Source organism: Shinella agrisoli, assembly GCF_046557955.1.
Taxonomy (GTDB): Bacteria; Pseudomonadota; Alphaproteobacteria; order Rhizobiales; family Rhizobiaceae; genus Shinella.
This window is the reverse complement of sequence record NZ_JBJIEP010000004.1, coordinates 1-25,533: the sequence shown is the minus strand read 5'-3', so window position 1 is coordinate 25,533 and position 25,533 is coordinate 1. Positions and strand designations below refer to the sequence as shown.

Sequence of the window (25,533 nt, the reverse complement as noted above, 5' to 3'; positions counted from 1 at the left end):
CGCGGGTCAGGCGTCTTCTATGACGCGCACCGCGCGGGCCTGCTCGGCCGCATATTTCTGGACGGCGTCCTGCACCTTCTCGAAGGCGCGGACCTCGATCTGGCGGACGCGCTCACGGCTGATGTCGAACTCGGCGGAGAGTTCCTCCAGCGTCACCGGGTCCTCGGCGAGGCGGCGGGCCTCGAAGATGCGGCGCTCGCGATCGTTCAAGACGCCCATGGCGCGGGCCAGCATGGCGCGGCGCGTTTCCAGCTCGTCCTGCTCGATCAGCGTCTCTTCCTGGCTGTCGTGGTCGTCGACGAGCCAGTCCTGCCATTGTCCGGAATCGCCTTCGGACGCCTTGATGGGGGCGTTCAGCGAGGCGTCGCCGGAAAGGCGGCGGTTCATCGAGATGACCTCGTCTTCCGAGACGTTGAGCTTGGTCGCGATTTCCTTGACCTGGTCGGGCTTGAGGTCGCCGTCGTCGATGGCCTGGATCTTGCCCTTCATGCGGCGCAGGTTGAAGAAAAGCCGCTTCTGGTTGGCGGTCGTGCCCATCTTCACGAGCGACCAGGACCGCAGGATGTATTCCTGGATCGAGGCCTTGATCCACCACATGGCATAGGTCGCAAGGCGGAAGCCGCGTTCGGGGTCGAACTTCTTGACGGCCTGCATCAGGCCGACATTGCCCTCGGAAACGACTTCGCCGATCGGCAGGCCGTAGCCGCGATAACCCATGGCGATCTTCGCCACGAGGCGAAGGTGGCTCGTGACGAGCTTGTGCGCGGCGTTGCGGTCGCCGTGCTCCTGATAACGCTTGGCCAGCATGTATTCTTCCTGCGGCTCAAGCATCGGAAACTTGCGGATTTCATCGAGATAGCGGTTGAGACCACCTTCTCCGGCCGTGATCGACGGCAGCGTATTGCGGGCCATTCAGCACCCCTTTCTGAGACGGCTTCCATTCCGGCAAGCCTTGGTACGGAGCTTGATCCTGAAAAACCGGATCCCCGTCAGCAACCATGCTCCCCGTGGGTCATGGCGACCCCACGATCTTACAGATAGGTATGGCGAAACAATGGTTCAAGCTTCCGCAGGCTTCACGGCTGCGTGAAGGCGGGCAAGGCGGAATGGATGTGCGACACATCGATAAGGTGGGGGCCTGCCGGGCGGAAATCAAGGGCTTTCGGGCCCGTCCATGGCTCTCAGCGCCTCGATCAGCCGCTCCATGTCCTCCGGCGGCGGCGCCTCGAAATGCATGGTCTCACCGGTCGTCGGGTGCTCGAACTGCAAGAGGAAGGCGTGCAGCGCCTGCCGGCGGAAGCCGTTGACCACCTTGCGCGCCTCTTCCGGCAGGCGGTTGGCCTTGGTCTTGAACGCCGCGCCATATTCCGGGTCGCCGACCAGCGGATGGCCGATATGGGCCATGTGCACGCGGATCTGGTGGGTGCGGCCGGTTTCGAGGTGGCATTCCACCAGCGAGGCGAGGCTGGTGCCGTCGTCATTCTCGGCATAGCGCTCGACCACCTCGTAATGGGTGATCGCTTCGCGGGCATCCTCCGCGTCTTCGCGCTTGACGGCGCGTTTCGTCCGGTCGGCGCCACGGCCGAGCGGGGCGTCGATCGTGCCCTTCAGCTGGCGCGGCCGGCCCCAGACGATCGCCTGGTAGGCGCGCTCCAGCGGGCCGGTGCGGCCGTGGTCGGCGAACTGGTCGGAGAGGTGGCGGTGGGCTGCGTCGTTCTTGGCGACGACCATGACGCCGCTCGTCTCCTTGTCCAGCCGGTGGACGATGCCGGGGCGGCGCACGCCGCCGATGCCGGAAAGGCTCGCCCCGCAATGGTGGATGAGGGCGTTGACGAGCGTGCCGGTCCAGTTGCCGACGGCGGGGTGCACGACGAGGCCGGCGGGCTTGACGAGCACGATGAGGTCCTCGTCCTCGTAGAGCACCTCAAGCGGGATGTCCTCGCCTTTCGGCTCCGGGTCGCGGGGCGCGGGCATCGTGAATTCGATGACGTCTCCGGGATGGACCTTGCGCTTCGGCTCGGTCATGACCGTGCCGTTGACGATTGCCGCGCCTTCCTCGATCAGCGCCTTGATGCGGCTGCGCGAATAGTCGCCGGCAAGCGTCGCGGCCAGCCAGGCGTCGATGCGCCCTTCGGCGCCTTCCGGCGCCGTCAGGACTTTTCTTGTGGCGTCGGCTTCTTTAAAGGGGTCGGTCATCGTTCAACTATGCTCATTGCCGGAAGGTCGCCTGCCATGTCCAACATCGAAAACGACGATCAGGAAGACAAGCCGCTCGACCCGGTGATGGAGAATGTCCGTCGCAAGATGATGCGCCTGCAGCTTGTCTCGGGCGGCATCATGCTTCTGATGTTCATGGCGGTGCTCGCGGCCATTGTCTATAAGATCAGCGCGCGAGATGGCAAGCCGGAAGCTGCCGTTTCCGCCGGCGGGCTCGCCGTGCCGAGCGATGCGCCGGTCAAGGTGACGGCGCGGCTGCCCGACGGCTTCGCCGTCTCGGCCGTGTCGCAGTCCGGCGGGCAGATCCTGTTCTACGGCGCGATGGCAGACGGCGCCCGCAAGGCGCTGCTCTTCGACATCGCCGCCGGCCGGATCGTCGCCGAGATCGACGTTGCGGGCAACTGATTGGGCATGGCGGCAGCACCGGTCCGCATCGACGATCCCGCCGATCCGCGCATTGCGGGCTTCGTCTCGATCCGCGAGCGGGACCTGACCGGCCGCGAAGGCCTGTTCGTCGCCGAAGGCACCGTCGTGCTGCGCATGCTCGGGCAGGGGCGGGCGAGGCAGAACGGCTTTGCCGCCGAGGCCATCTTGCTTCTCGAGAACCGGCTTGCCGGCGTGGCGGACGTGCTGGCGTCCTTTCCCGGGACCGTTCCGGTCTATGTCGCCTCGGCGGCCGTTTTCGATGCGATCGCCGGCTTCAACATGCATCGCGGCGTGCTGGCCCTCGGGCGGAAGCCGGCGGCGGAGATCGGCGCGTCGCTTCTCGGCCGCCTGCCGGAAACGAGCCTCGTGCTCGCCGGCTGCGGCCTGTCCAACCACGACAATGTCGGCTCGATCTTCCGCAACGCCGCCGCCTTCGGGGCGGATGCGGTGTTCCTCGACGAAACGTCCTGCGACCCGCTCTATCGAAAGGCGATCCGCGTGTCGGTGGGCTCGGTGCTGACGGTGCCGTTCTCGCAGGGGCTTGCCGCCGAGGCCATGCTGCGCGGGCTGGCGGAGGCGGGTTTCGAGATATGGGGGCTTTCGCCGCGCGGCGCGGTGCCGGTCGCGGCCATCCCGGCGGCGCGGCGCATCGCTCTGGTGCTCGGGACGGAAGGCGAGGGGCTGCCGGAGGCCATCCTGTCGTCGTTCCGCACCGCGCGCATCCCGCAGCGTCCGGGGCTCGACAGCCTCAACGTCGCGACGGCGAGCGGCATCGCCCTCTACCAGATCGCGCTGGCGACGGGGCGCATCGCCTGAAGGAGCGCGGGCAGGGCGTCTGTAGGATGTGCTGCGTTCCCACCGGTGCCGGCGGGCGCATGACCGCCGGCTCTATGCCTCGTCGCGGCCGATCCGTTCGCGCACCCTTTGGGCAAGGCTGCGTTCGTCGCCGTCGAGGGCGGGATCGATGGTGGCGATGAGGTCGTGCACCGGCGAGCTTGCGCCTTCCCGCGCCGCGGTCAGCACGATCATCTTGCTGGCAAGGTCCGCCATCTCTTCGCGCAGCGCCGCATCGTTGACATCGGACCTGGCGGCAAGCAGGCGTTCCGTCAGCGCCGTCCCCTGGTTGCGCGCATCCTCTTCCAATGCGGCTATGTCGATGGGGGGCACGGGCTGCACCCCCGCCGCACGGCGGGGGGGAACCCGGCTCGTAGCGCCCGTCCTGGCAGATCCGTTGGAGCGGGCGGCCTTCACCGCCTCCTTGTTCTCCGCGGTCAACGTCTTCACCTTCTCGCGCAGGCGATTGATTTCCGCGATGCGCCGCTCGATCGCATTGTCCTTGTCGGCGCTGCCCGCAAGCTCCCGCGTCAGCTTCGTCTCGAGCTGGCGTACGCGGTTCTCCTCGCGCGTCAGGCGGATTTCCAGCGACTTTGCCTTCTCGCTGGAGGCTTTCAGCTCCTCGCGCAGCTTGTCCCGCTCGTCCTTCAGGTTGCCGACGCGGCTCTTGAGATTCTCCATCGCCGTGTCGCGGGTGGCAAGGTCGATCTTCATGTTGTCGATGTCGGCGCGCAGGTGGCTGATGCTGCCGTTGAGCGCCTCGATGTCCGCCAGCCTGGCGCGCAGGTCGCGATCGGCAGCCGCGAGCGCCGTCCTCAACTGCTCGCTCTTCATCTCCTCGCGCCGAAGCGCCGAGCGCATGTCGCCGGCCTCGATGTTCATGTCGGCGATCTGCGCATGGAGTTCGGCGTTTTCCGCGCCGATCGCGGAAGCCTCGGCCAGGAGCTTCTCGTTCTTCACTCTTTCCAACGTATGCTTTTCGCGCTCGCGCCGCACGCTCTGCGCCAGGCGGGCGTTTTCCGCCGCGTAGGCGGCACGCGCCATGTCCTTCTGCGCGCGCACTTCCTGGGGGCTCAGGGGCATGGTGGCCCGCATCCGCTCCTCGGTGAACTTGACGATGCGCTTCTGGATCGCCGGCGCGACGAGCAGGCCGGTCAGCGTGGCGGCGAGAAAGCCGAGCGCGAAGAGAAGGGCATACTCGATCACAGGTCAACTCGTTCCAAACGTGGCCCAAAACGGGTCTCGAACGAGCGCACTATAGCGGCTCGTTCGAGCTTGCACAGGGGGCGTTCCTGCGAAATCAACTCTCGGTTAACTTGACGGACGAGGCGCCCGGTTCATTCGCTCAGAAGGGGTTCCAGGTCGGTTCGCGCGTCAGCTTCAGGTAGCCGGCGTTGACGCCGATGCGGGCCCCGACGCCGGTGCGGATCGGCACCAGCACGATGTCCCGGTTGACATTCACCTGCATGCCGAGGCCGGCGATCACATAGGCCGAGCCGGCGACGCCGCCGAAGCGGTCGTAGAGCGAATTCACGTCGGGCAGATTGTAGACGAGCATCATGGTGCGGCTGCCCTGGCCGCCCCAGTCGAGGCCGAGCGAGGGGCCCTGCCAGAACACCGCGTGCTGGCCGGCATTCTTGGTGTTGAGCGTGCCCTCGCCATAGGTCAGGCCCGCGACGAAGGCGCCCGAGCCTTCCTGGCCGAGGATGTAGCCGTTCGGCAGGCCGTGGGATTCGAAAGCGCGTTCGACCACCTTGGCAAGGCCGCCAGAGGCCGAACCGAAGAAGCCGTGCCCGGCGTCGATGATCTCCTGCATGCTGTACTGGTTGCCGGGCTGCTGCGCCTTGGCTGGCAGTGCCATGAGGAGCGCCACAAATGCTGCTGCTGCGATCCTGAACGCCGTCGTGGCCAGATTTGAAACACCCATGTCCCGTTTGCCTTCCCTATGTATCGGCTCCGTTCCATGCAGCAATTTGATCCGATGATCTTAACAATCGGTTAAGTATTTGTGGCAAAAAGGTGAATAAAAACAATGGTAGCGTTACTGGGCGTTACTGGTAGCGTTATTCGGCTTTATTACGCTTGCTTGTTCGTGCCTCTGCGAACCGTTCCGCGGCCTCAAGGGCTGCCCGGTCATATACAGCAGAAGTTGTCTTCGTGCTGGCGTGTCCGGCAACCTTGGCGGCGTCGTCGGTCGCCACACCAGCAGCGCGGGCTTCCGATATTCCACTCGCCCGAAGGTCACGCGCCCAGATGTGATCGGGCATGCCTGCAGCTTTGCGGTCACGACACCACATGCTTGAGAACACCTCGGACAGATACGGTCGGCCGTTCATTTCGTAGACGACAACGGGGCCGGTGCGCCTCTCCTCTGGCCAGTTCGCGAGCTCTTCCATGACCATAGGCGCTTGCGTGAGCGGGTAGGTAACGGAAAGGCCCGTCTTCATAGAGGTCTTCGACGGCACGTACCGAAGAACGAGATTCCCGTCGATGTCCTCCCACCGGAGGCCAAACCACTTGTTACCAGTTCGCGCGTTCTGCACATCGCTGATGCCGGGGGAGTCGATAGGCACCCATTGTCCGATAACGTCCCACAGGCGGAGTGTCGTTTCGTAGACAAGAGCGTAGGCCAGCGCGCTTGAAGGCCTGCCGGCGGCATGCGCTGCCGCTCGCAAAGCCACAACCTGCTCTGCGGTGATGACGACCTCACGACGCTTCGGTAGAGGGAGCCTGCGACTTGCAGCCTTCAATACCTCCCTCAATTCTAGGCATTCAGGCAACCTGGTCATAATTCCATATGAAACTGCGGCGTCAATTACAGCGCGAGACATTTTAGATGCTGCAAGTTTCTGCCCGTTCGCAGACCACGTATTGTGCCATTTTTTTAAGTCTATGCCGGTAATTTCATTGAGGCGCTGGCCTCCGACATGCCTTATCAGCTTCCTGATATAACTGTCGTAAGGCTTCCGAGATTTAGGGCGAAGCGAGAAGTATGGGCTGTCAGGATCTGTCTGATACTTCTTCAACAGGCTGCCCAACGTTCCATCAAAAGTGGCGATCTCAGATCCGGATTGCTCTTGAATCAATGCCTCTAATTGCCCCTCAAGGTAGTGACACCTATTCACCAACTCTTCCGGGCGGTCGAGAAGGTGTCGAAGATTCTCCCTTTTCATGAGGTGCTTGTACTTTGGTCGTGGACGCCATGCCGGTGTCCACGACACTTTTCGAAACTGCCAGACTAAACCCGGCGCTTCAATCTGCGGGTGCGGGGGCTTTCGTTCCATCCTTCAGGGTTCTCCGGTGTTCTAGCGCCAGTGGAGACATAGCTCGCATTTGCGCCGAGATAGTTGTCGTAGTAGCGCTTCACGAGGGGAATCGGGCGCCCCTCATGAAGGGCGTCAATTCTCGGGAATCCTCGACCCTCCAGGATCGGCAAGGTTCTTTTCAGCCAGAGGGCCGCTCGCGCCTTGCCGACGAGGGCAATGGCCAGCTGCTGGTCCGTGGCGAATAGGGGCAATCCGTCCAGCGCCTTGAACGGCTCGTTGTCATTATCCGCTCTTCTGGTCATCCCCGCTCCTTCGACCAAACCAACTCCCATGCGCCTACGTTCGCGCCATCGCCAAGGCGGTCAATCACCTCCTCGGCGCGCTTACGGTCGGCCCGATCTACGATGACGGCCCGGTCGAATTCACCGTTGTGCCCGCAGCAGCAGTTGAGCGTCCATATCCTCGCCGCCCACAGCGCCTCAATGACGGGCACCATGCACGCATCGACGCAGACGGGCTTCGTCGCGCCTGCCCATTCCGGCGCGGTCAGTTCCACCTCTGGCATGGTCTGATAGGGCTGAGGCCGATTGTAGCTTATGCACTCACACATCGGAGTGATCTTTCCATATACCGTAACCTTTTCCGAAGAGTGCCCCTGACGCGAAGACGAATACGATAGTCCCACTTGTCGGATCACCGATGAAGGATAGGACGAGACTGAAGGCGCCGGCAGAGGCCCCTATAAGCATGCTCGCTTTTGGGCTCATCCCCGCTCCTTATCCAGTGCGTCACGGCCGGCGGGGGTGATGCGGTAGTGGTTGAGGCCTAGATACTCCACCAGACCAGCTTTCTTCAGCCCACGCGCGGATATGCATTCTGCTCTGTTCAGGAGATGGTCTCTTCCGTCTTCCAACCTCTTCAGAATCGCCTTTCTCAGCAATTTGCGTCCCGATGTGGTGATGCAAAACAGCACAGTGCCGTTACTCCATCGCTCAGTGGCGACGATCAGGCCGGCTCCAGCAAGGAGCGCAGCGTCTCGGTCATTTTCAAATAGCCGCCACGGAGACTCCTGGATTTTTAGGAGCACCCTCATTCGCCGTTCGGTCAGCTTCATTCCCCGTCTCCTCTCTGGCGGATGGCGGCGGCGATATTTTCGCAGGCGGACACATCGCAAGAAACCGCTGGCAGGCCTTCTCCGTCGGTGAAGCCGTCGCCCGCGTTCCACACCTCGTAGCGTTTCTCCGCGATCTGCGCCGCCTCTTCGAAGTGTTTCTTCCGCGCCTCCCGATAGTCGTCAACCACAGCATTGATCATCTCGTTGGCACGCTTTAGATCGGCGCGCGCCTCGGCCAACTGAGCGCGGAGGGCGGAGTAGTCGGAATACAGCACCCAGTCCCCATCCGGGTCAGGCTCTAGCCCTGGAGGCTCGCGGTCGAATGGGCCAGGCACCGACATGCTGTACCGCTCCACGAGATCGTCAGCCATGGTCGCCTCCCTTTGATTTCATGGCGGCGCGCAGTTTGGCTTTCGCCTTCTCTCTATCCTTGGTGTAGTAGGGAATTGCAGAGCCATGTCCGAAGGGATCGCTATCCGGCCAGAATGCGCGGTAACTGCCAGCGCTGCGACCGTTGAGGCCAAGCCGGCTAACTCGGCGAATGCTCGCACCAAGGGCCTCCGCAATATCCCAATCCAAATCGCGGTCAGTGCCTTTGCTCCGCTCGATGCGTGCAAGGACTGCCTCGATCTGGTTTGATCCGTCATCAGCCATTGTTGCCTCCCTTCGTCGTAGTGGCGGAACCGCTGCGCGTGGCGGCGAGGGAGACGATAAGATTTAGTGCCTCATCTATGGTCGCGAGTTCGGCCTGATTGAGTCCGTTATCAATGAAGAGGTCGCTACCAAGGCGATTCGCAATGGACTGCCCAAGTTCGCGGAGCGCATCGCCCGGAAGTCGGCCGGTCTTCTTCCATTCAAGGATTTCCGCGCACCGCTCGACCAAGCCAGCCGGGATCACATCCGCGCTGTCCTCTCCTTCTCGGGAGAGGGGTGGGGAGGCGAAAAGCGGCTCGAGAATGTCGGGGTCGCCAAATCTGAATGGCCCGGGGCGATTATCGCCGTAGTGCCAAGCTCCGTCCTCATCGAACTTCCACCGCCACGCCACCGGCTCTACCGGCACATCGACAAGGGCGGAACGAACCTCTTCCATGAAGGCGGCGAGGCGATTGGCGGCATCCTGATATTTGCCGATGCGCTCGCGGGGGCAATCACGAAGATAAAGCGCCATGTCGAGAACATCCTCTACGATCACATGAGATCGCTCGATTAATTCGCTAGCCTTCACCTCGACCGCCCGCTCCTGCTCGGATAGGGCGGCGGTGAGCCTACGGGCGATCTCGGCTGTCACATCTGGCCCGAAAGACGATGAAGGGAATGTCGGGTCGTTCGGGATACTATCGAGGATCATTCGCGCACCGCGTTTCATGAGCGCAATGGCGCGGTCAATGTGATCATGTATGGTCGCTTGACCGGCCTTTATCTGGCCAAGTACCGCCTCAATGGCGAAGAATTCTTCCTCGGAAATGCCACGCCCGACCAGCTGCGCCAGGTCGCCGAGCAACGCCGAACGCAAGGCGCGACGATGGTCCGCGAGGCTCGCTGGCTTGAAAAGATCGTCGCTAGCGCGAAGGAGGGCGAGCCCATCCACAAGAGCGTGACGCTGAAGCAACTGGAGCGCTTCCAGCGCGAGGCGCTAGCTTCGCCGGTCTGACCGGCGCGGGGCGGCCATCAAGGAAACGAAAAACCAATCTGCGGTCGCCGCCCTGAACTTTTTGCCTGCTGCCAAGGCCCGCGCGCAACCCAGAAATCGGTCGCGGCAGGCAACCCCCATTAGCAAGCGCGGCCAAAACGCGTTCGAAAACCAACGACCCTGCGCCGCGCTTGCTAACCCTATCCGCCGAAAGGCGGGCTGACCGGCCATCGTGACTGCGCAACCCACACTTCAGCCGCCGGTCAGCACCATTCAAGAATTGCGTCGGCCAAAAAAGGCGCGGAACCCATCGGCAAACCGCCACCGCATACCAGAAGCTGCCGGGCCAGATTCGAGCCGAAAACCATCCAGCGTGCGCCCGGCAGTCATCACACCACGTAACCCAGAGGAGACTAACATGAACGCTGTAGCAAGAATCACCACACCCAGCGAAATTTGCTCTGCCGTGCAGAGCAAGCGTCGGACCAGTGACTGCGCGAAATCCAAGAAGACACCGTCCGACGCAAAGATTGCCAGCAGCTCGGCCATTGTAGCCACGAATACCGATGTCTATCCGCCCCGCTCTGGCAAACCCAACACCGACGACGGCCATTACGCCATCGAGCCCCAAGAGTGCTACGCCGTCGTCGGTTCACCCTATCCGGGGACGAACCCAGCCCACCACGAGACAATCAACGCCATCGTCGAAATCTTCCGTATGCGGCAGGACATGATCCGCGCTCGCACGAAGCTCATCCTTCAGGCGCAGGCCAGCCTCCGGCGCGTGTTTGCTGGTGACAAGAAACTCGCTGCCAAAATTTTCGCCGAGGCCAGCAAGGACCCCGGACACGAATACCGCGGGCAGATCTCCTTCTACCTGGAGGCAATAGCCCCCCTTGAGAATGAGCAGTCGCGCTTCGAAAGAGAGCTCGTGCGCGACGTGAAAAGTCTACCGATTTACGCGTGGGCCAAGTCGATCAAGGGATTCGGCGACCTTTCGCTCGCGTGCATTATTGGCGAGGCCAGCGGTTACGCCAACAAAGACATTTACCATCGCAATAAACTCCATATACAGGCGGGCCAATTCTACTCGGTCGGCGATTTCAAGTCGGTCTCGGCACTGTGGAAGCGCATTGGGGTGGCCGTCATCAACGGACACCGTCAGGGTAATCCTGGTAAAGGAGCAACGGCCAAAGACTGGATTGACGAGGGATACAGCAAGTCCAAGCGCTCAACAATGTGGAACATCGGCAACAGCCTCATTCTGTCCATGGGGAAATTCCGCCCAGTCTTCGGTGAAGATGTCGATGCCAACGATAGCTACACCTATTACCAGAAGGTTTTCGCGAATCGCGCCCGATACGAGGCGAACGGCAACTGCCCTAAGATGGTTGAAACCAAAAAAGGTAGCGGAAAATTTGTTCCCAAATTGGACGCCAACGGCGAGATCGTTCGGATCGAGCGCTCCGATAGCGGAAAGGAATCATACAGCGCACACGCCGCAAAACGAGCGAAGCGCTACACCGAAAAGCGGTTGCTCCGTAATCTTTACGCCGAGTGGCGGAAAGTGATGGCCTAGCGGCCATGGCGGGGTGGCCAATATCTCTGCGAAACCCACACCGCCATAGCCACCCCGCCAAACATAAAAGCCAACGCGGCCACCAACCGCAAACCAACCCCAAACAGCGAGCTACCTTTCGGCCGGCACCACCCGTGAGGCTCGCAGTTTGGGTCCCTACTACGGCGAGGAGGAGACGGGTGACGCCCGCGGTACTCAAGCCGGTTCGATTCCTCCACCACAGAGGCAAGGAGCACATACCAAAGTGCTACAAATTTGTCAAGTCCATAAAGGCCAGCCGCTACCCCGCAGCCATGACCCGCTCGGCAAGCACGATGACATGAATCGCTTCATGGCTGTCCACGACCACGTCGGGCAAACCGTAACGCGACAGCCGCACCTTCTGGCCTTCCACGGCCTCAAGCCTGCCTATCCAGGCTGTGCCTTTCGCGCCGTGAACGATCACTTCGTTGCCGGGCTTCGGCCATACGGCAGGATCTACCCACGCACGCGTGCCGTAAAGCAGCACCGGCTCCATGACGTTCGTTTCGATCCGCACGAAGTAGCGGCCTCGCGGGATGTACGATACGCCATAGCCATGCTGGATCGGCTCGAACTTGAACCTGCCTTCCTTGCGGTCAGATACCTTGCCGTGCTGCTGCGCGGTGTCGAATACGCCAATGCCAGGCGCGGCGCGTTCGATGGCCTCCTCGCAAAGCTTATCGACCTCCTCGCGCGTCAGGCCAAGGAAGTCGGCGATGGCGTCACGAACGTCGGGGCGGGGCAGGGTGCCGCGCTTCCATGCGCTGTATGTCTGCTGAACCCATCCGTATTTCTCGGCAACGGCGCGTTCCGTCATGTGAAGGGCGCGCTGGCGTTCCGCGAGGAGCATGGCGAAACGGCTTTTCTTTGGAGGCATAAAGCACCTATGTCTTGACAAATTTGTAAATTCGTACTATAAACGTCTACCATTGGCAAGACCTACCATCTTGCCGAAGTTCACCACGAAGAGGAGAAACGATGACCCAGATCACCAGCGCCATGCTGGCGGATATGCACGCTCGCCGACAAGACGGCGAATCTGCGGAACGCATCGCCAGATCATACGGTCTGAAAACGATGACCGTCTACCAGAACCTTCGACGCGCTGGCGTGACGGCCGAGCGAGTAGGTCCAGCCAACGACAACCATCCTGGGCGCGTAACGCGAATGTCGGCCTATAACGGCGGATGTTCCACGACCAGCGGGCTTATGCCGGTGAGCGTGGTGCGCATTCCGACCATCGACGGCCATGCTACCGAGCGGGTGGCAGCATGACACAGCGCCTGACGAAAGAGCAAGCTGCCATCATTGGCGCATACACGGGTATCACGGCCAGCAATTTCTCTGTCGTTCATGAGTATGCGGAGCGAAAGCTAGGCCGCCCTATCTGGACGCACGAGTTTGCCGACGAGGGACTAACTGCGGAACTCAAAGAAGCTTCCCGAGAGGACTTCCTGTCCATCGTTTACGAAGAGGTGGCAGCATGAAGGGCGAACTGAACGAGATCGGCCTCAAGGAATTCGATCGAGGCGAGCTTGTGCGCGTCCGGATGACGCCGGAGATCGTCGGTCAGGTCATTGGGCAGCGGGACTGGGGACAACAGTACCTCGTGCGTCTCGGCGGCTCCACCGAAAGCTACTGGTTCGAAGACGTCGAACTCGAAACTTACATTTCCGCAGAAGAACAGCGTGGCGGCCACGATGAAGAACCGCCGAAGAGAAACAACGTCGTGTCGCTGAATGTGATACGTGCAATGGGGAGGGCGTGAGGATGGCAAAGTTCAAGGTCGGGGACCGTGTGCGGGCTGTTAAGGAAACGTCCCTACTGAACTACGTAGACGTATACGTAGTCGAGCGCGTGGATGGCAACGATGTGTTCGTGGACGTTGGTGACGGGTACGGCGTCCTTGGTTACAGTGAGGACTACTTTAAGCCGCTGCCCGTTGCCGCGGAAGCGCAACCGGCAGCCGATGCACCGGCAAACAAGCTGAAACTGCGTGAAGGCGTTGCCTACAAAGCGGCGAATGGCGCGAAGGTTGGTCCGCTCATCGATTGTGGCGGCTACTGGAATTGCGAAAATCGAACCGGTGTCGAGGGGAATCCGGGTCACTATACCGGATTCGGCATCAGTGCGTTCAAAGGAATTCTTCCACGTCCAGAATGGCGATCGAAATTTGATCTTGTCGCCGAATGGGCCGACGAGCCTGCCGTGACACCGGTAGAAACGGAGCCTGACACCACCCTGCATATCAAGTTCACCAGCGACTTCTCTGAACTGGATGCGGCCATCGCGGTTCGCAAGAAGAAGTTCAAGAAGCTGATCAAGCTGGCGCGCAAAGCTGGCATCGAACTGCGGGAAGCCGCGTAGGCCTAACCACCAATCACTACCACCACACCAACCCGCTGCTTGGCGACAGGCAGCGGGGGCGAGGAGATGTTATGCCGAAATATAGAGACGGTTGGGGCGACCCGCCGCCCAGCGAGGCCCCGAAAGACTGGGATTGCTCAGGGGTGTCTATGACAGGCCCCGTCTACAAGCCCGGCACCACCTGGAAACGTGCGCTGACCGCAGCAGTATGCGCCGGCGTCATCGGCCTGATCTACGCGCTCATTCCGATTGCCTTCGCCGTTGGCGGCGCAGCGATCGGGGTGTGGTTCGTCGGGGCTGAGATTTATGCATGGCTGGATCGGAAGACTGATCCGGAACGGCAGTAGCACCACCAAAAGGAGACGAAATGGCAATTTCCCTATCATCCCTGAAATCCACGAAGCGGAACGACCCGCCAATCACGCTAATCTATGGCGTGGACGGCATTGGCAAGACCAGCGTGGCGGCTGAGTTCCCCAATCCACTCTTCCTTGGCACGGAAGGCGAGCGACCGCCGTCCGACGTGGACTTGCCCACCCCCGGTGTCATCACGTCCCTGAACGACGTGTTCGACGTGTTCGGCGAACTTCTCGATACGGACAGCGACGGCAACCTGCAGCACAACTTCGGCACAGTCATAATCGACAGCCTCGATGGTCTTGAGCCGCTGGTATGGCGTGCCACCTGCGCACGACTCGGTATCAACTCCATCGAGGATGCGGGCTTCGGCAAGGGTTACGTCGAGGCAGACACGGAGTGGAACGAATACCTTTCCGCCGTCGCGGCTCTGGCGCAGGCCGGCATTTATGTCGTGCAACTGGCTCACCCGGAAATCGTGCGGTTCGACAGCCCGACCAGCGACCCGTACAGCCGGTATCCATCGCGTCCGGCGCAGTTCAGTTCTCGGCTCGATCTGAGGCGGGCGAAGCGGCTGACGAGGTTGCGGCCGAGTACAGCGGCGAGCCGATCGAATACGGCCTGAACAGCCTCTACCTGCGCGACATGCTGGCCGCGCTTCCGCCGGGCAAGGTCAAGCTGGCGCTGTCTGAAAGCAATTCACCGGCAGTGGTGACTGGCGAGAACGACAACTGGGACGGAGTGCTCATGCCTCTGCGGGTGGCGTGATGGGAACAATCCGGGTCGACATTGACACAGACGAAGTTCTCGACGCGCTTTCCGACAAGGAGATCGCCAACGAGTTCCAGCGGCGCAGGCTGTTCCAAAAGGATGAGCCCGATGCACGTGAAGTCGTCGTTCGTGCAGTCAACATGATCAAACTGGGACGCGTCACCGATGGAGTGACGTTGCTCGAACGGGAGTTCCTGCCGCGATGGAAAGACCGCGCCGCCTGCGAGGAAGCCTATCGTCTAGCTGTGGGGAGGGCATCATGATCTGGCCTCCCGCCAACGGCACACCCTTCAGGCCGTCCAACGGCACTGAGGGCTGCATCTTCGAAAGCCGGTACTGCGGGCATTGCTCGCGGGACGCCGCCTTCCGCCAGGATATGGATAACAATGACGGCTGCGACATCCTCGCGGCCGCTCATGCCGGGGAGCAGCCCGCACAGTGGGTTTGGCGCGATGGCATGAGCGTGCAGTTCAGTCGTCCGAGGTGACGATTTCTGGCTCCGGCTCGTGGGCTCGTCAAAGCCATGAGACGATGCTCGATTGGTGGTATGGGGGCCAGACCCTGAACATTCGGGTTCATCACGTCAAGGCAGAGGTGGGCGACACGGAATACGAGTCCGGTCCCGCATACCTCGTTTCGATCAACAACCAGGCGGAACGAGGTACCAAGGTAACGGCGGAGATTTCCATCGAATTTGACGGTATTCCGACCCGCACCCCGAAGGCCGGCTCCTAATGCGAGGGGCAGAGGAGATTGTGTGGCCGGGCGGGAGCGATAACTTCCGCCTCGGCATCGGCGAGTTGCGCGCGCTGGAGAAGGCGTGCGATGCTGGCTGCGCCGTGGTGCTAGCACGTCTGCTTTCCACCGCGTGGAAGATCGACGACGTCTATCAACCGATACGATTGGGCCTTATCGGCGCAGGAATGTCGGAGCGTGACGCAACGGCTACGCTTGAACGCGCTCTCACCCTAACGAGTCCTTACGGCCTTGCAGTCACTGCGGCTGACGTTCTGCGGCGATTCATCATGTGGGGCGAGGATGATCCGCCGGGGGAGACGGAGGCGGGGGAAGCCAGCCAGAGCTGAACCCGCTGCCAAACGGCCGCACGAGATGGTCCACCTATTATGCTGCCGGCGCTGCGATGGGTTATACCCCGCGCGCCGTTGATGATATGACGTTGTGGGAGTTCGCATGCTGCGCGGATGGATTCCGCAAGGCACATCAGACTGAAGACGCCGCACCGCCCCCGATGGCGGATGATGATCTGGCCGGGTTGGGGATTGAGGGGTTTTAGTAGTTCACGACGGCGTCTTTGAGGATTGCCGCCGCGTTGTCTCTAGCCTCTTGTTTTTTCCGTTCTTCTTCATCTCGTGCGACCCGCCTCGCGTTCTTTCTGTCTTCCAACTCCCTGGCGCGCGCAGCAAGGCGTTCTTGTTGCGCTCGTTTAGCTTGAGTAGCTATCCGGGCCGCCTCGGCTCTGGCGCGCGTAACGGGTTCATCTTCAGCGATATATGACCGATAGGCCATGTATCCATAGTGCCCGCTAACTGCGATGACGCATACGCAGGCAAGCGCCACGAGCGCCTTCAGCACATTATCCATATCTCCCCACAGTTCGGAGCGCCCATGGCAGCCACCGCAGAAGATCTCGCGCGCCTGCTTGTCTCGATCGAGTTTACGCAGAAGCAGGCGCAGAAACAACTTGCCGCTATAGCAAAGGCTGGTGCTGACACTGCGGGCAACATCGAAAAGCGATTTCAGAAGGCCAACGACAACGTCGGGCGGAGTTTTCAGAATGGCGGCAAGCAGGTGGAGCGGTCGCTGGGTGCCCAGCGCGCAGCGGTGTCGAACCTGTCGTTCCAGTTGAACGACATCGCCATGGGGCTGGCCTCCGGCACGTCGCCATTCACGATCATGGTGCAGCAGGGCTCGCAGGTTTCGCAGGCCCTCCAAGGTTCGGGTGGTTTGGTCGGTGCAGTAAAGACCTTGGGCGGTGCTTTCGCGCAAATGGTTAACCCGGTCTCGCTGGCTTCCTTCGCGCTGATCGGCCTCGTAGGGTATGCGATCCAATACTTCACTTCGGTTGATGATGGAGCCAACAAGTCTGATAAGGCATTGAAGGCCCATGTCGATCTTATTGCTGCCGTCGCCAAAGAGTGGGGAGATGCCGTTCCCGCACTCAAGGCGTATGCGGAAGCTGCGGAGAGAGCGCAGAACGTCGCGCAGCTTCGCGAAGCCACCAACCAGCACATCGATAAGATTTTCGCTGAGGCCCGAGAGCAAGTTAAGGGCCTGTCGGTAGATATTACCGATGTTGTGAATCAATTGCGTGCTGCTGGAGCGAGCGAAGAAGGTATCCTGAAAATCCAGGTTGCTTTCAACAAGCTGAAAGTTGCCATCGACGGGGGCAAGGACAGCACAAAGGAAACGAAAGAACTTACGAACGCACTAATTACTGAATGGCTGAACACTGGTGTCTCTAGTGCACAGAACTTCGCCGGTTCAGTAAACAAAATTGCCGAAGCCTTTGCGAACGTTGCCAAAGAGGCTGAGGAAGCTCGCAAGCAGCAAGACAGGGCGATTGCTGAGCGGCTAATGAACGACCCGAGAACGTGGCGGTCCTATGGTCGTACCGACCAGAACGCTGACGGGACGATCCAGGGCGCTTCGACTGTGTTACCGGACAATGGTCCAACCCCGGAGCGTCGGCCATTGATCGAACTCGACGGGCTCGGGGAGTCAGCCAAGAAAGTAAAGAACACATTCGACGGCCTTGACGGCACGATTGACCGCTACGTTGACCAAATCGTAAAGGCTGAAAGTGGTGGGCGGGCCAACGCGAAGAACCCGAATTCATCAGCAACTGGCCTCGGCCAGTTCATCGAAAGTACATGGCTTTCGTTGTTCCGGCAGCATTTTCCGGATCGCGCGAAGAACATGTCGGATGCGACGATCCTCGCCCTGCGGACCGATGCTGATATTTCGCGTGAACTGATCAAGGAGTACGCGCGCCAAAACGCAGAGATTCTGCGGCAGGCGGGTGTGTCAGTGAATGAAGCCGCTCTGCATCTTGCTCACTTCCTTGGGCCACAGGGGGCAATTGCTGTTCTGCAAGCAAAAGCCGGAACCCTTGCAAAAGACGTGCTTTCGGCTAGCGCCGTAGCCGCCAACCCTACCATACTAGGTAATGGCGCAACTGTTGATGATGTCATCCGCTATGCCGAAGGACGCGCCGGGGCGTATGACAAAATGCGAGAGTCTGCAAAAGCCCTAAAGGTTGAGCAGCGCGAACTTAACAAGGAGACCCGAGAATTTACCAATATCGGCGTCGATGTCGTAGGGGGCTTCATCAACGACCTGCGGCGAGGGGTTTCTGCCGCTGAAGCACTCCGAAACGCGCTGAACCGCGTGCTGGACAGCGTTATCCAGATTGGATTGCAGAATCTTTTCGGTGGTATAGGCGGGGGAGGAAAGGGCGGCCTCCTGGGCGGCGCGATCATTCCCGGCATTCTGCATTCGGGTGGCGTTGCCGGCCGCGATGGCTACGGCCACGGACGCGCAGTGTCGCCATCGGTATTTGCAGGTGCGAAGCGTTACCACACGGGCGGCATAGCCGGACTTCAGCCGGGCGAAGTTCCGGCGATCCTGCAACGCGGCGAGGTCGTCTTGCCGCGAGGCACCAAGGCCGCGCAACCGCAAGCCATTCACGTTACGGTCGGCGCGTCCGTGGACAGCAACGGCAATCTTCTGCCGTTCGTAGAGTCCGTGAGCCGGGGGCAGGTTGCCAAGGCGGCTCCCGGTATCGTCTCGGCCGCCAACCAGAACGTCGTTCCGACGATGGCGAAATTCCAGAACCAGAAGGCGGGGGGCGACTGGCGCAATGGCTAATATACCGGTGTTTCCGCATTGCGTTCTGCGCCCTCGGCAGATTTCAGCGAACCTCGTCGCGTTCACGCGCGGCGGGGGGCGGACTCTCGGCGGCCTTGACCCGGCGACCCGCACAGACCTCGGGTTCTGGTCCATCGAGTACGGCAACGTCGTGCTGCGGAATCGGGATCGCGCGCAATGGCAGACATGGCAGGCGATAAGCCAGATGCTCGGCGGCCGGTCGGGGCGCATTGCCGTACCGGTGCGGTCGGGACTGTCTGCCCCTTATGTCTCCGGCAGGTTCGAAGAGCAGGCGGAAGTGCCGCATGATGACGGCTCGCCATTCAGCGACGGCTCGGAATACGAACAGGGGGCTATCAGCATCGTTACCGAGGGCGTGACGCCGATCGGTGCGACGCAGATACGGCTGCGGATCATAAACGCCGCTGACAACCTTGTGGGCGTGCGGTTTTCGTATCGCCACGCGCTTTATGAAACTGGGCCGGTCATGGACATCGACGGCGATGTGTGGACCGTCCCCATCAGTCCGTCGGTGCGCGAAACCATCCCGGCCGGAGCGGACCTTGAATTCGATGAGCCGACATGCCTTTGCCGTCTGTCGGAAGACCGCGGCATGGACATAGCGGCCGACGCGATCGGGAAGTTTGCTTCCCCGTCGATCTCTTTCACCGAAGATACCGACTACTGGTATCGCCTTGCAAGGGGCCTGATCTGATGGCGTCTCTGCGCATCCTCTGCGATCTCTATCTTCCTGACGGGCCGCGGTACATATGGGACGGCTCGGGCGGGCCTTTCGTCGATGCGGACGGCAATATCTACCGACCGGCGCAGTTCACCGAGGACGCCTTGCAATCGATAGAGGCGGCCATCAACGGCGAAGCATTCACGCTCACATTGTCGCTGATCGGCATCGACACCGCTGCTGGAGACGAAATCTGGGAATATGACGATGACGTCGGCGTCGTCGGTTCGGAGTTTGTCCTCAAGCTTCAGGAACTGGACGACTTCGACCAGCCCGTGGGCGAGCCGGAGATCAAGTTCACCGGGACGATCGACAATCTCGACGCGACGGACCAGGCGCAGGACGAGGCATCGACGTCCACGGTGACGATAGACATCGTGAATTCCTTCACCCTGCGCACGACGACGAGTGGAAGCGTGTTGTCCGACGTGGATCAGCGGGCTCGTTCGGCCATCCTGAACCCGTCTGCGCCGCCGGATCGCTTCTGCGAACGGGTGCCTGGCTTGAGGGACAAGACCGTTGCGTGGCCGAGTTGGTGACGTCCTTCCGGCCTTTCTGGCGGCCAACGCGCGCGAGCCGTGGACGCCGGGCGGGAAGGTCGATTGCTGCCTTGCTCTTGCGGAATGGATGATCTGGCTTGGTTACCCGGACCCGGCCGCGCATCTCAGGGGCGTCTACGAGCCGGGACAAGGGCAACTCGACATCCTGTCCGGCAACGGGGGCGCGGTCGAGCTGATCGCGGAGTGTGCCGCGAGGATCGGGCTGCCTCGGGTGTCAGAGCCTCGCATCGGGGACGTCGGCGCGCTGGGCAGTGCGCGCAACATCACAAGACAATTCGGCGCCTTGCATGACGGAAATGGGTGGTTGACCCGCACACCGTCGGGCTGGACGCGACTGTCCGCGCCAACGTTGGCGGTCTGGAGGCCTTAAGTGGGCATACTTGAAACAATCGCCCTCATGGTTTCGACCTTGGGGACGACGACGCTTGCCGCCAATGTTCTTTATCTCGGCACCTACGCCCTGGCCATCGGCGGGCTGGCGTTTGGCTCGCAGCTGTTCGCCCAGAAGCCCGCCGTGCCGAAGCCGGAAGACGGCAGCTACAATCTCAAGCAGAACGTCCCGCCGCTCCCGATCGTGCTAGGCCGGGCGAAGAAGGGCGGCGACTACGTTTTCTTAGAAGAGGCGAGCGGCACGGCGTTTCACATTACGGCAATGGCCGGCCACCGCATCAACGGCTACGTGCAGCACTACCTGCACGACGAGCCGGTCACGCTGGACGAATCCAACGGCACGGTAATGCTGCCGTCTCACTTCCGTGGGCCGGGCGGCAACACCGCCTATGTGCTCATCCATACCCGCCTCGGCCTCGATACGGAAACCGCCTATGACTACATCGTCGAGCGGCTTCCCGAGGTTTGGACGAACGATCATCGCGGCGATGGTCTCGCCTCCGTCATGATGCGCTGCGTCACGGCGCCGCAAGAGGACTTCCTTGACGTCTATCCTAACCAGATGCCGGAGCATTCCGCTGTCGTGGAAGGGGCGCTGCTGTACGATCCGCGCAAGGATTCCATGGTCCCGGGCGGTTCAGGATCGCACCGCACCAACGACCACAATACCTGGGAATTCAGCACCAACCTTGCGCTGATGCGCCTGCGTCATCTGTGCAGCCCCTGGGGCGGCAAGATGGCTTACGGTCGCATGCACATGCCGGACTGGATCATCGCCGCGAATGTCTGCGACGAGCTGGTTACGAACCGGGATGGCGCGACCGAGCCGCGTTATCACGGCGGTATGTGGTTCCGGACGAACAACGATCCGGTTGAAGTCGGGCGCATTCTGGACGAGGCCGGCGAGCTTGTCGTCTTCGAGCGCGCGGACGGTAAAATCGGCGTGCATGCCGGCCACTTCGTTGAACCTGACATCACCCTGACGCAGGATCATATCTTTGCGATTCGCGTCGACAAGAACAGGCGCAAGTCCTCCACGGTGCTTGCGGTGCGCGGCCGGTACGTCAACACGGCGAACCACTATGCGACGGAGGATGCCGCGATCTACGGCGATCCCTACGGCGAGGTGGACGAGACCGAGCGTACCAGGACGTTCGACAACGCTGCGATCCAGTCGCACAATCATTGCCAGCGCAAGCAGAAGCTCACCTACATCCGTGCCAACGCCCGCAAGGTCACGATCACGGCGAACTACAGCGATGCGAAGAACTGCGCCTATCGCCGGTTTGTCCGTGTCCACTATCCGAGCCGTGGGCTTGTTAATGCGGTGATCGAGATCACGTCCACGGTCTCGCTCGACCTGCGGAACATGCGGGTATCGTTTTCCGGCATCGTCGTGCCGGAAGGGCTCTACGATTTCAACGCTGCGACGGAAGAGGGGTCGCCCGGCAACGTCATCACCCCGGTAGAATCCGGCGGCGTGCCAGAGCCGGAGGGCTTCATTGCAAGCGTGGAAACGGAAGTCGTTGCCGGCGGCGCATCAGCTGCGTTCATCAAGGGCGTTTGGGGCGCGCAGAGTTTTCAGCTCAGGTACGAATTGGAATATGAGCCGACAGACGGTTCGTTTTCCCCGCAGTCGGCATACTCCAAATCTGGAGAGACTGAGGCCAGAACGCCTTACCTCGTAGACGGGGAGGAATATCGCGTCCGGCTCCGCACATGGGGTGGCGGCACAAAGTCGGACTGGACGGCGTATCAGACCTTGACCGTGACGGCCGATCCTACGCCGCCCGGTGTGGTGGTCGGTGCAGGCGCAACGGGCGGGGCAGGGCAGGCAAGCTTTAGCTGGACCGCGCCGAACAGCCCGAACTATGCGGGCGTGCGCATCTACATCAACACGACAAACTCCATGACGGGGGCAACGCTCGTCGCCACGGAGTACGGGCCGCCGAACATCGCTGACGGTCGCGTTGTCACCGGCCTGACTGCCGGCACCAAATACGGCTTTGTGGTCGCCATCAACGCCTCCGGCGTCCCGGCTACCGAAGTCGCGACCGGATCGTTCTCGGTCACCTGATCAATCGAAAAACTTGAACTGTCGCCTCTGGCTGCGCGCTGGAGCGATTTAGCATGAGGACCTGACATGGGAAGAATTGCAGACGCCTTCCGTGAGGCTTGGAGGGATTACGTCACGGATGGCGTTCCGTCGTCGGGGAAGTACAACCCCAAAAAGGGGGTGATCCGGCCCATTGGCGAGATCGTTGAGGAAGAGCTTGCAGGTATCGATGACGCTATAGACGAGGCCGTGGCGCGATTGGAGGAGCAGATCTCCGCCGCAGCCGAAGGTATGATCGTTGGCACAAGTTGGACAGATCTGTCGACTAATCCGGACAAGGAGGGTGCGCGCGACGGACAACCTGGGCGCATCCCGAACACAGTGACCGGAACGCATACGGGCTACTACGTCAACTCTTCCGGCGCGATCGTTTCCGGCACGGTAGACGATGCCGGTGAGTACCAGTGGAGCGAAAGCCTGTCGGCGTGGGTGCGGACGGGTGACCTTATTGATGCGGTTGATGTTTCCGCTGCCATTGCGGGGGTAGATGACATCAATATCCGCCGCGGCTCGCCTGATGGTAGACCCGGTGCTACGCCTACTGAGTTTTTTGAGACGAATAACATCGGCTCCTCCGGAGCGCCGACTTCGGCTTTGACCGCGCTCAATCCGGCGCGTCTGGTTGCCGGCGATTACGGCGAGGCAGTCAGGGTCGTAAATCAGTCTCTGGTCGTCGCCTCACGGTGGCCGTTTCGAAACGAACAGGGCCATCTGTATGAGGTAACCTATGCGGTGCAAAGAGAGGTCGACCCGGCGAATGCGGCGGCATCCACCGTTTCAGTCGGCGTTCAGTACCTGAACAAAGATTACGGTCATCTCGGCACTTCCTCGTCCACGTTCTCCGATCTGACGATCAGTGTCGGCCGGCGGGAAAAGACAATGGTCGTGGGACTCGATTGGATCGCACCGCCTGGTACGATCTATATCCGCCCATACGTTGTCGCCATCGGTGCCGATCACACGACGTTGGTCGAGGTTGCCCGTACACGCGACATCACTAATACGTTCGGCGTGGTCGAGCACGTCGTCAATGCGAAGTCCGGTCGCGTGCTTCTGGATGGGGACAGCCTTGGTGGCGTCTATTATACCCTGCCGGGAAAAGCATGGGTGAACAGTCTCTCGGCGCTCACCGATTGGCAATTTGCGAACGTCAGTTTGACGTCAGACGATAGTCTGGAAAGTTGGTCACGGTTCGTCGGCGGGGCTCCGATATACGGAAGTCTTGGTGCGCGCGATCTTGACCCTCAACATGTGTTGATCGTCCTGTTCGCTAACGACGCCAACGTGCGTGATAGTCGCACGCGGCTCTTCGTAGAAAACTTGCGACGCAAGCTGAAGGCAAGCCGCAGCGGCGGGATGAATCCCATCATCGTCACTGAAGGCCGGAAAGCCCGTGGCATCGAACAGGCGGCGATGTCTCGCCTCGCTTGGGAGGAGGGGGCTCACTTTTGGGAGATTTCGAGTGAATATTTTTGTCAGGATGTGACCCGGAATGTGGATTACCACTATTCCAATCACCCTGGCGTGCGGCACACCTTGCACTACAGCAACGCCATTGCGCGGCGCATCTCAGAGCTTGGCCGACCCGTGTCATCGCTCAAGGTGTTCCGGCCGCGCAAGCATCGCCAATTGTTCGCGCCGGTCTATAGCTGGACCTTCGACGGCGGGACGACGCGGTGCTGGCCTTCCGCCACCAACAACGGCACGCTGGTCGGCGGCGCCGCAATCGTCACGGACGCTTTGCGCGGGCCGGTCTATCAGGGCAGCGCAAACGGCGACCGTATGACCTTCGGCGGTTCGCCTGCAATGCCGGCAAGTTACAGTTTTGCGGCCTGGATCAATCCGGCATCTTTCGGAACCAGTCGCAACATCCTTTCCGGTGGCACAGCCGGGAGGTTGAATATTATGCTGGAAAGCGGACGCCTCTGGATCCGGCACGGCTCGGGAAGCGCCGATATCGACGTTGCCATCGGCGCCGTCGCGGGCGAGTGGATGCATATCGCGGTCACCTATGACGCGGTGCGCGATCTGCTGGTGGCCTACGCCAACGGTGCGCAGGTGGCATCGATGACAGGTGCCGGCGCGCACAACTGCACCGATCCGCAGGTTGGGGCCAGCGGTACCAGTTCGTCGTTCATCGGCAAGATCGACGATGTCAACATATGGGATACGGTGCTCGAACCTTGGCAGATCGCTATCGTCGCCCAGCATCGCAATGGCCTCGGCTACGACAGTCGACAACAGAGACACGCGCTGTGGAAAGAGATCGAAATCGGCCATTATGCGCTCAGCGAGGCACAGAGACCCTACTATGATGCGCTGCAATCACTCTCGCCAACCTTTGTCGCTCAAAACAGCGAGTATCAGACGCTGCAGCAGGTCGGCTCTGTCGGGTTTGTCGACAAAGCGCTACTGCAGTTCGTGGTGCCCGGCAACGCCGCGAACACCTACGGCCTTCGTCTACGGATGAAGGGTGCGGACGGTGCTACGATCCATTGGCTATCCCGCCGTCCGAATGCTCCATCGGGAGGTGGGGCCTACAACAAATCTCGCGGCTTCGTTGTGGCAAGTTATCCCGTGGGGATCGTATCGGGCGACATCTACAGTTTTTCCGGTCAAATCTATGAGGTCAACGGCGTTACGCGCAACAAGGACGGCGCGGGCTGGATTGTTTGGGCATTCCCCGAGGTAGCAACCAGCGACGTTTCCGGCACGCTGACACGCGTTTCCGGTTCCGGCCCTAATACGATCACGTTCTCGAATACGCTTAACTTCGCGGACGCGGCCTATTACGCCGAGGTTGATCGCCCATATATGCCGCGGCCAAGCGTCTCGGGTGGGCAACATGAGCATTCTTGCCAAGCTCTTCGGCTGGCTGACGGGAGGCACGCTGGACCGCATCCTCGATACCGTCGATCACAAGCTCGACAACGAGACGGCGCGCGAGCGGATCAAGACCGAAGCCGTCGAAGCATACATCACCGCCCAGGCATCCGTCCTCGGCGGCCGGGGCTGGTGGTTCCCGCTGTTCTTCATCGCGCCGCTCGGCCTCTGGTTCGGCGCGGTGTGCGTTTACTCCGTCCTGTGGTGCGCGCGCTGCGCCTATCCGCAGGACTGGTCGATTGCGGCTCTTCCGTCGCCGCTGAACGATTGGGCCGGCATCATCGTCGGCTCACTCTTTCTCGCCAAGACCGGCGAACAGATCCTTGCGAAGTGGAAATCGAAATGACCGCATTGAAACCCGTGGAGGAGGCC

The 25,533-nt window shown here is 61.1% G+C and carries 34 protein-coding genes; 21 read left to right on the top strand and 13 right to left on the bottom strand.

Annotated features, from left to right (window positions below; all coding sequences use genetic code 11):
* Positions 1-6: 6 nt before the first annotated feature.
* On the bottom strand, positions 7-912 hold the full coding sequence (gene rpoH / locus ACIIOY_RS04240) for an RNA polymerase sigma factor RpoH (protein WP_411033383.1): 906 nt from the start codon (positions 910-912) through the stop codon (positions 7-9).
* A gap of 240 nt (positions 913-1,152) precedes the next feature.
* Complete coding sequence (locus ACIIOY_RS04235) at positions 1,153-2,196, bottom strand: RluA family pseudouridine synthase (protein WP_411033382.1); 1,044 nt, start codon at positions 2,194-2,196, stop codon at positions 1,153-1,155.
* Between the two features lie 36 nt (positions 2,197-2,232).
* Here ACIIOY_RS04235 and ACIIOY_RS04230 point away from each other — a divergent pair, with 36 nt between their 5' ends.
* Positions 2,233-2,622, top strand: coding sequence for a hypothetical protein (locus ACIIOY_RS04230; RefSeq protein WP_411033381.1), 390 nt, complete (start codon positions 2,233-2,235; stop codon positions 2,620-2,622).
* Between the two features lie 6 nt (positions 2,623-2,628).
* Complete coding sequence (locus ACIIOY_RS04225; protein WP_411033380.1) at positions 2,629-3,459, top strand: TrmH family RNA methyltransferase; 831 nt, start codon at positions 2,629-2,631, stop codon at positions 3,457-3,459.
* 72 nt (positions 3,460-3,531) lie between these two features.
* On the opposite strand, the gene ACIIOY_RS04220 is transcribed toward ACIIOY_RS04225, so the two are convergent.
* The 9 genes from ACIIOY_RS04220 to ACIIOY_RS04180 all read right to left on the bottom strand — a co-directional run bounded on the left by ACIIOY_RS04220 (position 3,532) and on the right by ACIIOY_RS04180 (position 9,370).
* Complete coding sequence (locus ACIIOY_RS04220) at positions 3,532-4,683, bottom strand: coiled-coil domain-containing protein (RefSeq protein ID WP_411033379.1); 1,152 nt, start codon at positions 4,681-4,683, stop codon at positions 3,532-3,534.
* A gap of 139 nt (positions 4,684-4,822) precedes the next feature.
* A complete protein-coding gene (locus ACIIOY_RS04215) occupies positions 4,823-5,404 on the bottom strand; it encodes a DUF1134 domain-containing protein (protein WP_411033378.1) in 582 nt (193 codons plus the stop codon).
* Between the two features lie 136 nt (positions 5,405-5,540).
* Positions 5,541-6,650, bottom strand: a complete 1,110-nt coding sequence (locus tag ACIIOY_RS04210) for a tyrosine-type recombinase/integrase (RefSeq protein ID WP_411033377.1) — start codon at positions 6,648-6,650, stop codon at positions 5,541-5,543.
* Between the two features lie 65 nt (positions 6,651-6,715).
* Positions 6,716-7,045, bottom strand: coding sequence for a hypothetical protein (locus ACIIOY_RS04205; RefSeq protein WP_411033376.1), 330 nt, complete (start codon positions 7,043-7,045; stop codon positions 6,716-6,718).
* Entirely contained in the window at positions 7,042-7,299 is a 258-nt protein-coding gene (locus tag ACIIOY_RS04200; RefSeq protein WP_411033375.1) for a hypothetical protein, read from the bottom strand. The genes ACIIOY_RS04205 and ACIIOY_RS04200 overlap by 4 nt, the downstream gene beginning before the upstream one ends.
* Before the next feature lie 207 nt (positions 7,300-7,506).
* Positions 7,507-7,857: a hypothetical protein gene (locus ACIIOY_RS04195; RefSeq protein ID WP_411033374.1), complete on the bottom strand. Its 351-nt coding sequence runs from the start codon at positions 7,855-7,857 to the stop codon at positions 7,507-7,509.
* The gene (locus ACIIOY_RS04190; protein ID WP_411033373.1) at positions 7,854-8,228 is read right to left on the bottom strand and encodes a hypothetical protein; all 375 of its coding nucleotides are present in this window, start codon (positions 8,226-8,228) and stop codon (positions 7,854-7,856) included. Before ACIIOY_RS04190 ends, ACIIOY_RS04195 begins: the two co-directional genes overlap by 4 nt.
* Entirely contained in the window at positions 8,221-8,511 is a 291-nt protein-coding gene (locus ACIIOY_RS04185; protein ID WP_411033372.1) for a hypothetical protein, read from the bottom strand. The genes ACIIOY_RS04190 and ACIIOY_RS04185 overlap by 8 nt, the downstream gene beginning before the upstream one ends.
* Positions 8,504-9,370 (bottom strand): hypothetical protein, encoded by an 867-nt coding sequence (locus ACIIOY_RS04180; RefSeq protein ID WP_411033371.1) that lies wholly within the window; start codon positions 9,368-9,370, stop codon positions 8,504-8,506. Before ACIIOY_RS04180 ends, ACIIOY_RS04185 begins: the two co-directional genes overlap by 8 nt.
* 9 nt (positions 9,371-9,379) lie before the next feature.
* Between ACIIOY_RS04180 and ACIIOY_RS04175 the strand changes: the two genes are divergently transcribed.
* Both ACIIOY_RS04175 and ACIIOY_RS04170 read left to right on the top strand, forming a co-directional pair.
* Positions 9,380-9,508 (top strand): hypothetical protein, encoded by a 129-nt coding sequence (locus ACIIOY_RS04175; protein ID WP_411033370.1) that lies wholly within the window; start codon positions 9,380-9,382, stop codon positions 9,506-9,508.
* 397 nt (positions 9,509-9,905) lie between these two features.
* On the top strand, positions 9,906-11,066 hold the full coding sequence (locus ACIIOY_RS04170; RefSeq protein WP_411033369.1) for a hypothetical protein: 1,161 nt from the start codon (positions 9,906-9,908) through the stop codon (positions 11,064-11,066).
* Between the two features lie 280 nt (positions 11,067-11,346).
* Here ACIIOY_RS04170 and ACIIOY_RS04165 read toward each other — a convergent pair whose 3' ends face one another.
* Positions 11,347-11,937: a helix-turn-helix domain-containing protein gene (locus ACIIOY_RS04165; RefSeq protein WP_411033368.1), complete on the bottom strand. Its 591-nt coding sequence runs from the start codon at positions 11,935-11,937 to the stop codon at positions 11,347-11,349.
* Positions 11,938-12,065: 128 nt separating this feature from the next.
* Here ACIIOY_RS04165 and ACIIOY_RS04160 point away from each other — a divergent pair, with 128 nt between their 5' ends.
* The 11 genes from ACIIOY_RS04160 to ACIIOY_RS04110 all read left to right on the top strand — a co-directional run bounded on the left by ACIIOY_RS04160 (position 12,066) and on the right by ACIIOY_RS04110 (position 15,667).
* Positions 12,066-12,362 (top strand): hypothetical protein, encoded by a 297-nt coding sequence (locus ACIIOY_RS04160; protein WP_411033367.1) that lies wholly within the window; start codon positions 12,066-12,068, stop codon positions 12,360-12,362.
* Positions 12,359-12,574, top strand: a complete 216-nt coding sequence (locus tag ACIIOY_RS04155; RefSeq protein WP_411033366.1) for a DUF7736 domain-containing protein — start codon at positions 12,359-12,361, stop codon at positions 12,572-12,574. Before ACIIOY_RS04160 ends, ACIIOY_RS04155 begins: the two co-directional genes overlap by 4 nt.
* Positions 12,571-12,855 (top strand): tudor domain-containing protein, encoded by a 285-nt coding sequence (locus ACIIOY_RS04150; protein WP_411033365.1) that lies wholly within the window; start codon positions 12,571-12,573, stop codon positions 12,853-12,855. The genes ACIIOY_RS04155 and ACIIOY_RS04150 overlap by 4 nt, the downstream gene beginning before the upstream one ends.
* A gap of 2 nt (positions 12,856-12,857) precedes the next feature.
* Positions 12,858-13,454 carry a hypothetical protein gene (locus ACIIOY_RS04145; protein WP_411033364.1) on the top strand — a complete coding sequence of 199 codons (597 nt, stop codon included), beginning with the start codon at positions 12,858-12,860 and terminating at the stop codon, positions 13,452-13,454.
* A gap of 149 nt (positions 13,455-13,603) precedes the next feature.
* The gene (locus tag ACIIOY_RS04140; protein ID WP_411033363.1) at positions 13,604-13,801 is read left to right on the top strand and encodes a hypothetical protein; all 198 of its coding nucleotides are present in this window, start codon (positions 13,604-13,606) and stop codon (positions 13,799-13,801) included.
* 20 nt (positions 13,802-13,821) lie between these two features.
* On the top strand, positions 13,822-14,436 hold the full coding sequence (locus ACIIOY_RS04135; RefSeq protein ID WP_411033362.1) for an ATP-binding protein: 615 nt from the start codon (positions 13,822-13,824) through the stop codon (positions 14,434-14,436).
* On the top strand, positions 14,334-14,579 hold the full coding sequence (locus tag ACIIOY_RS04130; RefSeq protein WP_411033654.1) for a hypothetical protein: 246 nt from the start codon (positions 14,334-14,336) through the stop codon (positions 14,577-14,579). The genes ACIIOY_RS04135 and ACIIOY_RS04130 overlap by 103 nt, the downstream gene beginning before the upstream one ends.
* Positions 14,579-14,845, top strand: a complete 267-nt coding sequence (locus ACIIOY_RS04125; RefSeq protein ID WP_411033361.1) for a hypothetical protein — start codon at positions 14,579-14,581, stop codon at positions 14,843-14,845. The genes ACIIOY_RS04130 and ACIIOY_RS04125 overlap by 1 nt, the downstream gene beginning before the upstream one ends.
* Positions 14,842-15,069 (top strand): hypothetical protein, encoded by a 228-nt coding sequence (locus tag ACIIOY_RS04120; RefSeq protein WP_411033663.1) that lies wholly within the window; start codon positions 14,842-14,844, stop codon positions 15,067-15,069. Before ACIIOY_RS04125 ends, ACIIOY_RS04120 begins: the two co-directional genes overlap by 4 nt.
* Complete coding sequence (locus ACIIOY_RS04115; RefSeq protein ID WP_411033360.1) at positions 15,021-15,317, top strand: phage tail tube protein; 297 nt, start codon at positions 15,021-15,023, stop codon at positions 15,315-15,317. Before ACIIOY_RS04120 ends, ACIIOY_RS04115 begins: the two co-directional genes overlap by 49 nt.
* Positions 15,317-15,667: a gene transfer agent family protein gene (locus tag ACIIOY_RS04110; RefSeq protein ID WP_411033359.1), complete on the top strand. Its 351-nt coding sequence runs from the start codon at positions 15,317-15,319 to the stop codon at positions 15,665-15,667. Before ACIIOY_RS04115 ends, ACIIOY_RS04110 begins: the two co-directional genes overlap by 1 nt.
* Before the next feature lie 205 nt (positions 15,668-15,872).
* Here ACIIOY_RS04110 and ACIIOY_RS04105 read toward each other — a convergent pair whose 3' ends face one another.
* The gene (locus tag ACIIOY_RS04105) at positions 15,873-16,184 is read right to left on the bottom strand and encodes a hypothetical protein (RefSeq protein ID WP_411033358.1); all 312 of its coding nucleotides are present in this window, start codon (positions 16,182-16,184) and stop codon (positions 15,873-15,875) included.
* Positions 16,185-16,208: 24 nt separating this feature from the next.
* Between ACIIOY_RS04105 and ACIIOY_RS04100 the strand changes: the two genes are divergently transcribed.
* The 6 genes from ACIIOY_RS04100 to ACIIOY_RS04075 form a co-directional block, all read left to right on the top strand.
* Positions 16,209-18,470, top strand: coding sequence for a phage tail length tape measure family protein (locus ACIIOY_RS04100; protein WP_411033357.1), 2,262 nt, complete (start codon positions 16,209-16,211; stop codon positions 18,468-18,470).
* Positions 18,463-19,185 carry a hypothetical protein gene (locus ACIIOY_RS04095; RefSeq protein WP_411033356.1) on the top strand — a complete coding sequence of 241 codons (723 nt, stop codon included), beginning with the start codon at positions 18,463-18,465 and terminating at the stop codon, positions 19,183-19,185. Before ACIIOY_RS04100 ends, ACIIOY_RS04095 begins: the two co-directional genes overlap by 8 nt.
* Positions 19,185-19,751, top strand: a complete 567-nt coding sequence (locus ACIIOY_RS04090; RefSeq protein WP_411033355.1) for a hypothetical protein — start codon at positions 19,185-19,187, stop codon at positions 19,749-19,751. The genes ACIIOY_RS04095 and ACIIOY_RS04090 overlap by 1 nt, the downstream gene beginning before the upstream one ends.
* Positions 19,732-20,142: a DUF6950 family protein gene (locus ACIIOY_RS04085; protein ID WP_411033354.1), complete on the top strand. Its 411-nt coding sequence runs from the start codon at positions 19,732-19,734 to the stop codon at positions 20,140-20,142. Before ACIIOY_RS04090 ends, ACIIOY_RS04085 begins: the two co-directional genes overlap by 20 nt.
* Entirely contained in the window at positions 20,143-22,239 is a 2,097-nt protein-coding gene (locus tag ACIIOY_RS04080) for a phage tail protein (protein WP_411033353.1), read from the top strand.
* A gap of 66 nt (positions 22,240-22,305) precedes the next feature.
* The coding region (locus ACIIOY_RS04075; protein WP_411033352.1) for a LamG domain-containing protein at positions 22,306-25,533 on the top strand (3,228 nt) is incomplete at its 3' end.

Excerpts from the sequence above, each read along its gene's own strand:
- ACIIOY_RS04145 (WP_411033364.1), top strand. The coding sequence starts at position 12,858 with ATGGCAAAGTTCAAGGTCGGGGACCGTGTGCGGGCTGTTAAGGAAACG.
- ACIIOY_RS04185 (WP_411033372.1), bottom strand. The coding sequence starts at position 8,511 with ATGGCTGATGACGGATCAAACCAGATCGAGGCAGTCCTTGCACGCATC.
- ACIIOY_RS04120 (WP_411033663.1), top strand. The coding sequence starts at position 14,842 with ATGATCTGGCCTCCCGCCAACGGCACACCCTTCAGGCCGTCCAACGGC.
- ACIIOY_RS04175 (WP_411033370.1), top strand. The coding sequence starts at position 9,380 with ATGGTCCGCGAGGCTCGCTGGCTTGAAAAGATCGTCGCTAGCGCGAAG.
- ACIIOY_RS04105 (WP_411033358.1), bottom strand. The coding sequence starts at position 16,184 with ATGGATAATGTGCTGAAGGCGCTCGTGGCGCTTGCCTGCGTATGCGTC.
- ACIIOY_RS04095 (WP_411033356.1), top strand. The coding sequence starts at position 18,463 with ATGGCTAATATACCGGTGTTTCCGCATTGCGTTCTGCGCCCTCGGCAG.
- ACIIOY_RS04160 (WP_411033367.1), top strand. The coding sequence starts at position 12,066 with ATGACCCAGATCACCAGCGCCATGCTGGCGGATATGCACGCTCGCCGA.
- ACIIOY_RS04135 (WP_411033362.1), top strand. The coding sequence starts at position 13,822 with ATGGCAATTTCCCTATCATCCCTGAAATCCACGAAGCGGAACGACCCG.
- ACIIOY_RS04205 (WP_411033376.1), bottom strand. The coding sequence starts at position 7,045 with ATGACCAGAAGAGCGGATAATGACAACGAGCCGTTCAAGGCGCTGGAC.
- ACIIOY_RS04210 (WP_411033377.1), bottom strand. The coding sequence starts at position 6,650 with ATGAAAAGGGAGAATCTTCGACACCTTCTCGACCGCCCGGAAGAGTTG.
- ACIIOY_RS04140 (WP_411033363.1), top strand. The coding sequence starts at position 13,604 with ATGACAGGCCCCGTCTACAAGCCCGGCACCACCTGGAAACGTGCGCTG.
- ACIIOY_RS04125 (WP_411033361.1), top strand. The coding sequence starts at position 14,579 with ATGGGAACAATCCGGGTCGACATTGACACAGACGAAGTTCTCGACGCG.
- ACIIOY_RS04170 (WP_411033369.1), top strand. The coding sequence starts at position 9,906 with ATGAACGCTGTAGCAAGAATCACCACACCCAGCGAAATTTGCTCTGCC.
- ACIIOY_RS04235 (WP_411033382.1), bottom strand. The coding sequence starts at position 2,196 with ATGACCGACCCCTTTAAAGAAGCCGACGCCACAAGAAAAGTCCTGACG.
- ACIIOY_RS04165 (WP_411033368.1), bottom strand. The coding sequence starts at position 11,937 with ATGCTCCTCGCGGAACGCCAGCGCGCCCTTCACATGACGGAACGCGCC.
- ACIIOY_RS04195 (WP_411033374.1), bottom strand. The coding sequence starts at position 7,857 with ATGAAGCTGACCGAACGGCGAATGAGGGTGCTCCTAAAAATCCAGGAG.
- ACIIOY_RS04110 (WP_411033359.1), top strand. The coding sequence starts at position 15,317 with ATGCGAGGGGCAGAGGAGATTGTGTGGCCGGGCGGGAGCGATAACTTC.
- ACIIOY_RS04090 (WP_411033355.1), top strand. The coding sequence starts at position 19,185 with ATGGCGTCTCTGCGCATCCTCTGCGATCTCTATCTTCCTGACGGGCCG.
- ACIIOY_RS04150 (WP_411033365.1), top strand. The coding sequence starts at position 12,571 with ATGAAGGGCGAACTGAACGAGATCGGCCTCAAGGAATTCGATCGAGGC.
- ACIIOY_RS04190 (WP_411033373.1), bottom strand. The coding sequence starts at position 8,228 with ATGGCTGACGATCTCGTGGAGCGGTACAGCATGTCGGTGCCTGGCCCA.
- ACIIOY_RS04230 (WP_411033381.1), top strand. The coding sequence starts at position 2,233 with ATGTCCAACATCGAAAACGACGATCAGGAAGACAAGCCGCTCGACCCG.
- ACIIOY_RS04215 (WP_411033378.1), bottom strand. The coding sequence starts at position 5,404 with ATGGGTGTTTCAAATCTGGCCACGACGGCGTTCAGGATCGCAGCAGCA.
- ACIIOY_RS04100 (WP_411033357.1), top strand. The coding sequence starts at position 16,209 with ATGGCAGCCACCGCAGAAGATCTCGCGCGCCTGCTTGTCTCGATCGAG.
- ACIIOY_RS04225 (WP_411033380.1), top strand. The coding sequence starts at position 2,629 with ATGGCGGCAGCACCGGTCCGCATCGACGATCCCGCCGATCCGCGCATT.
- ACIIOY_RS04155 (WP_411033366.1), top strand. The coding sequence starts at position 12,359 with ATGACACAGCGCCTGACGAAAGAGCAAGCTGCCATCATTGGCGCATAC.
- rpoH (WP_411033383.1), bottom strand. The coding sequence starts at position 912 with ATGGCCCGCAATACGCTGCCGTCGATCACGGCCGGAGAAGGTGGTCTC.